The following is a 2,292-nucleotide window of genomic DNA, read 5'->3' on the forward strand; positions in this document are numbered from 1 at the left end:
GGCTCGTCGGTACTCGCGTGGCGGACGACCTCGACGTCCTCGTGGCCGGGCGCGTGCCCGGTCGCCGGCGGCACGTCCAGCGGCGACGGCAGGTAGTCGACCACCGCGTCGAGCATCGGCTGCACGCCCTTGTTCTTGAACGCGCTACCGCACAGCACCGGGTAGATCTCGGAGGCGATCGTCAGCTTGCGGATCGCGCCCTTGATCTCGTCGACGGTGATCTCCTCGCCGCCGACGTACTTCTCGAGCAGCTCCTCGTCGGTCTCGGCGACGATCTCCAGCAGCTTGGTGCGGTACTCCTCGGCGGATTCGGCCAGCTCGGCCGGGATGTCGACGACGTCGTACTTCTCACCCAGCTTGGTTTCGCCGCGCCAGACCTTGGCGTTCATCTCGACAAGGTCGATGACGCCTTCGAATTCGCTCTCCGAGCCGATCGGCAGTTGGATCGGTACCGCGTTGGCGCCGAGCCGCTCCTCCATTGTCTTGACGGAGAAGTAGAAGTCGGCGCCGATCTTGTCCATCTTGTTGACGAAGCATATCCGCGGGACGTTGTATTTGTCGGCTTGCCGCCACACCTGCTCGGACTGCGGCTCGACACCTTCCTTGCCGTCGAAGACAGCGACGGCACCGTCGAGCACCCGCAGGTTGCGCTCCACCTCGACGGTGAAGTCGACGTGGCCGGGGGTGTCGATGATGTTGAGCTGGTTGCCCTTCCAGAACGTGGTGGTGGCCGCGGAGGTGATGGTGATCCCCCGCTCCTGCTCTTGCTCCATCCAGTCCATGGTGGCGGCGCCGTCATGCACCTCACCGATCTTGTAATTGATGCCGGTGTAGTACAGGATGCGCTCGGTCGTCGTCGTCTTGCCGGCATCAATGTGCGCCATGATGCCGAAGTTGCGGACGTTGCTCAGGTCGGTCAGCACGTCCTTCTGTGCCACAGAAGTCTTCCCACTCTTTCGGTTGCTCTAGTTCGTCGTTCGCTGTCGTCCTCGTCGCCGGCTCCGCTGCCGGTGAGGTTCACCAGCGATAATGCGCGAAGGCGCGGTTTGCCTCGGCCATCTTGTGGGTGTCCTCGCGTCGCTTGACGGAAGCCCCGAGGCCATTGCTGGCATCCAAGATTTCGTTTGCCAGACGCTCGATCATGGTCTTTTCACGACGCTGCCGGGAGAAGTTGACCAGCCAGCGCAGCGCCAGCGTGGTGGACCGGTCCGGGCGCACCTCGACGGGCACCTGATAGGTGGCCCCGCCGACACGCCGGCTGCGAACCTCCAGCGCCGGCCTGACATTGTCGAGGGCACGCTTGAGCGTGATGACCGGGTCGGTACCCGTCTTCTCGCGAGCATGTTCGAGCGCACCGTAAACAATGCGTTCAGCGAGCGATTTCTTCCCTTTCAGAAGAACTTTGTTCACCAGCTGAGTGACCAACTGCGATCCGTAGACCGGGTCGTTGACCAGCGGACGCTTGGGCGCGGGCCCCTTGCGCGGCATCAGCTCTTCTCCTTCTTGGCGCCGTAGCGGCTGCGAGCCTGCTTGCGGTTCTTGACCCCCTGGGTGTCGAGCGAGCCGCGGATGATCTTGTACCGCACGCCGGGCAGGTCCTTCACCCGGCCGCCGCGCACCAGGACCATCGAGTGCTCCTGCAAGTTGTGGCCTTCACCGGGGATGTAGGCGGTGACCTCAACCTGGCTGGTCAGCTTGACGCGCGCCACCTTCCGAAGCGCCGAGTTCGGCTTCTTCGGGGTGGTGGTGTACACGCGGGTGCACACGCCACGACGCTGCGGGCTGCCTTTCAGGGCCGCGGTCTTGACCTTGGCGATCTTGTCGCGACGACCCTTGCGGACCAGCTGCTGAATGGTTGGCATCTACCGGCTTCCTGTGTTGCGCTCTCGATTCAAGTCTGTGTACTGCAGTTATGCCCCGTCACGGTCCCCCGCGGCCGGGAGTGTCGCATGCGCTTGCCCCGGATTTTCATCCGTTGCGTCGTGGACATGCGAATTGGCCCGGCGTGCGCGCCTTACCAGCGCCTTGAGCCGCCAGGCACGAGCAACCACAATACCCGCCGCTGGTCGGGCAGGTCAAAGTGACGCAGGACGCCCGGTTTCCTGGTCGCTTTCGGTGAGTCCGCTGCGGCGTTCCAGGCCCGCCGCCAACCGCAAGACCATGTCGGAGAATACGGCGTCGGTGTCGATGTCGTCCATCACGCCGGTCATTTCCAGCAACACGAACCCGTGCAACGCGGACCAGAACTCCAGCGCCGCATAGAAGGCCTCTTCACCGTCGAGACCATAGGAG

General features: G+C 63.8%; 4 protein-coding genes. All 4 read right to left on the reverse strand.

The window, feature by feature from the left end:
• On the reverse strand, positions 1 to 938 hold a 938-nt coding region (locus VFA16_RS17060; RefSeq protein WP_324968953.1), incomplete at its 3' end, for a GTP-binding protein.
• Positions 939 to 1,017: 79 nt separating this feature from the next.
• Entirely contained in the window at positions 1,018 to 1,488 is a 471-nt protein-coding gene (rpsG, locus tag VFA16_RS17065) for a 30S ribosomal protein S7 (protein WP_083089165.1), read from the reverse strand.
• On the reverse strand, positions 1,488 to 1,862 hold the full coding sequence (gene rpsL / locus VFA16_RS17070) for a 30S ribosomal protein S12 (protein WP_007167812.1): 375 nt from the start codon (positions 1,860 to 1,862) through the stop codon (positions 1,488 to 1,490). The genes rpsG and rpsL overlap by 1 nt, the downstream gene beginning before the upstream one ends.
• Before the next feature lie 213 nt (positions 1,863 to 2,075).
• The coding region (locus VFA16_RS17075) for a TetR-like C-terminal domain-containing protein (RefSeq protein ID WP_324968954.1) at positions 2,076 to 2,292 on the reverse strand (217 nt) is incomplete at its 5' end.

Source organism: Mycobacterium sp. (genome assembly GCF_035653355.1).
In the GTDB taxonomy this organism is placed as follows: domain Bacteria; phylum Actinomycetota; class Actinomycetes; order Mycobacteriales; family Mycobacteriaceae; genus Mycobacterium.